The 2,893-nt window shown below is 52.2% G+C and carries 2 protein-coding genes; one reads left to right on the top strand and one right to left on the bottom strand.

Annotated features, from left to right (window positions below; translation table 11 throughout):
* Positions 1-1,978 (top strand): RHS repeat-associated core domain-containing protein (locus tag ABF86_RS11715; protein ID WP_160803625.1); only part of this gene is annotated, 1,978 nt, incomplete at its 5' end.
* Between the two features lie 611 nt (positions 1,979-2,589).
* Here ABF86_RS11715 and ABF86_RS11710 read toward each other — a convergent pair.
* Positions 2,590-2,893 (bottom strand): hypothetical protein (locus ABF86_RS11710; RefSeq protein WP_160803624.1); only part of this gene is annotated, 304 nt, incomplete at its 5' end.

The raw sequence follows: 2,893 nt of genomic DNA, 5'->3' as shown, positions 1-2,893 counted from the left end.
GCCGGTCACGGTCAAGGATGCCAAAAACAACCTGACCACCTATGAGTACGATGGCCATGATCGTCGTATAAAACTGCGCTATCCACACCCCACAACGGCTGGCACTTCATCGACCACCGATTACGAGCAGATGACACTGGATGCCAACGGCAATATCACCAGCCTGCGCAAGCGTAATGGCCAAAGCATCACGATGGCCTATGACAACCTCAACCGACTGCTCAGCCGGACTTACCCGATCAGCGCGGACAAAATCACCTACACCTACGACCTGCTGGGCCGCACCACGGCCACCAACAAAACCGGCTATGCGGTCAGCTACGTCTATGACAATGTCGGTCGGCTGACCAGTACCACTGCTGGCGACAAGACGCTGACCTATCAGTATGACCCGGCAGGCAACTGCACCCGGATCACCTGGCCGGAGACTGCGTTCTACGTCACGACCACTTATGACGCACTGAACCGCCCAACGGCAATCAAAGAGCTGGGCACGACCAATCTTGCCTCCTACACCTACGATGACCTCTCCCGGCGCACCACGGTGACACTGGGTAACAGCACCACCACCAGCTATGGCTACGACAACCAGAGTGCACTGGCCAGCCTCACCCACAACCTCACCGGCACCGCACAGGATCAAACCTATGCTTACACCCGCAACCAGGTGCAGGAAATTACAGGACAAAGCTGGACCAACGACAGTTACCAGTGGACGGGTTATGCCAACGGCACCAAAAGCTACACCGCCAACGGCCTTAACCAATATACCGCTGCTGCTGGCGCCACCCTCACGCATGACACCAGCGGTAATCTGACCGGAGACGGCGTATGGACCTACACCTACGATCTCGACAACCAGCTGATCAGTGCCAATAAAACCGGCTCGACCAACAGCCTGGCGTACGATGGGGCAGGGCGCCTGCGCCAGACCACTTTGGCCGGCACGGTGACCCACCTTACCTATGACGGTGCTGATCTGGTGGCCGAATACGACAACGGAGGTACTCTCCTGCGTCGTTACGTGCACGGTCCTGGCGTAGATGAACCGCTGGTGTGGTATGAAGGTTCGACCACTACCAACAAGACCTGGCTGTACCAGGACCAACTGGGCAGTGTCATCGGCACCGCCAACAGTGCTGGTACCAGCACCGCTATCCACAGCTACGGCCCGTATGGTGAACCCAACATCGCCACTGGCATCCGTTTCCGCTACACCGGTCAGCAGTTCCTCGGTTCACTGAATCTGTACTACTATAAAGCACGGTTCTACTCACCCGCGCTGGGCCGGTTCCTGCAGACCGATCCGATCGGCACTGCGGATGACCTCAATCTGTATGCGTATGTTGGGAATAATCCGATCAACTTCAATGATCCGAGTGGGCAGTTTGCTAATTTTCTGCTCGGCGGTGCTGCTAACGTTGCAATTGGATATGGCATTAGTTGGGCTACTGGCCAAGATTACAGCTGGGGAAATGCGGTAGTTGATTTTGGTATTGGAGCCGCAACCTCTGGGGTATCTGCTGCAAACGTTATACGTCGTTTTAGCCAGATGAGCTCCATAGAAAAGGGGGCGCTCGGTGTTCGTATGGCTGAACAAAGGATAGCTAGCCGCGGGGAGTCAATTGTCGGAAGGGAAATTGTGGTGGCTACTCCTGTAGCTAAGCCAAGAACTGATCTTATTGTTGATGCTTCGACCGGTCTGCGAGGAGTGGAGGTCAAGTTAGGCCCTAGTGCAACACTAAGTAAAGCTCAAATAGCAGGTTATGGCTATATTAATAATGGTGGCACGGGCGTCTTGACTGGAAAGGCTGCTACAGGTGCTGGTATCGCAGGACAGACGGTATCAAATATTGAGTTGATGCACTTCTATAAGAATGGGTACGACACAATAAGAAACGTAATGCCTAATGCACTAAAAATGGACCTAGGTTTCCAAGGATTCATGCACGGCACGGATGCTAAAGCTGGAAAATAGATGACAGAGCCGGATAATTTTGGCTGAAGCGGTGAGAGTATGAATCCATCTTTGACAGTTGAGGAGAGGATCGAAATTGTGAATTCTCTCCTCGATACACGCCTGAGCCATGTAGGCTTTTGCAGGTATGAGCGCGACGCGGATTGGCGTAGGGAGAGATCTTCGATTATACAAGATCGAATACTGCTATTGTATGGAAGGAAATATGCACCAGAGATGGTGAGCTGTTCCCCGATGGCCTCAGTGTATTCACCTCTTCTAGTTGATGAGATAAAGAAACGGTACGGGGCTAAGTTTGCGGCTAATAATTTTGGGGCAAGAAATATCGGTTTGTTTACGCCTTCCAACACATTCTTGAGTTGGGATTGCAGTGTAAAAAATTGTCCGGAAGTTATTGCAACAGAAGTGGGGGATTGTTTTCTAAAATATTGCCTGCCAGAGATAGAAAAGGTAAAAAATTTGGACGATCTGACAGTGTTTATTGAAGGGAGACAGTTCACCGATCCACATAATCAGATACTGTCAAATGTTGCCCCTACATGCTTATTGTTCTTACGTGGGAAAAATGAAGAGTGCAAGTGCCGATTAATGAAAATGTTATCTCTTTTTGATCAGATTAGTGAGAGTGGTAAGTGGGCTGCACAATACCTCCCGAAGCGGGAGAAAATTGAGAAATTTATCAAAAATCTACCGTAGACGATCCGCGTACCGATGTCACCTACACCCCCACCGGCAAGCTGCTCAAATCCTGGGGTCCGGCGGTCACCGCTGCCGCCACCACCTGCCCGACGGCGGCTGCCCCGGTATCCGTCACTGACTATGCCTACGACAACCTCGATCGCCTCATTCGTATCACCGGGAACCTGACCTCGGCCCAGGGCGGTAACCGGGTGACCGAAACGGTCTACAACGCTG

The sequence above is a fragment of the Nitrosomonas sp. GH22 genome (assembly GCF_009833115.1).
GTDB lineage: Bacteria > Pseudomonadota > Gammaproteobacteria > Burkholderiales > Nitrosomonadaceae > Nitrosomonas > Nitrosomonas eutropha.
Note: the sequence above shows the minus strand (reverse complement) of the source record. Positions and strands in the feature narration are given on the sequence as shown.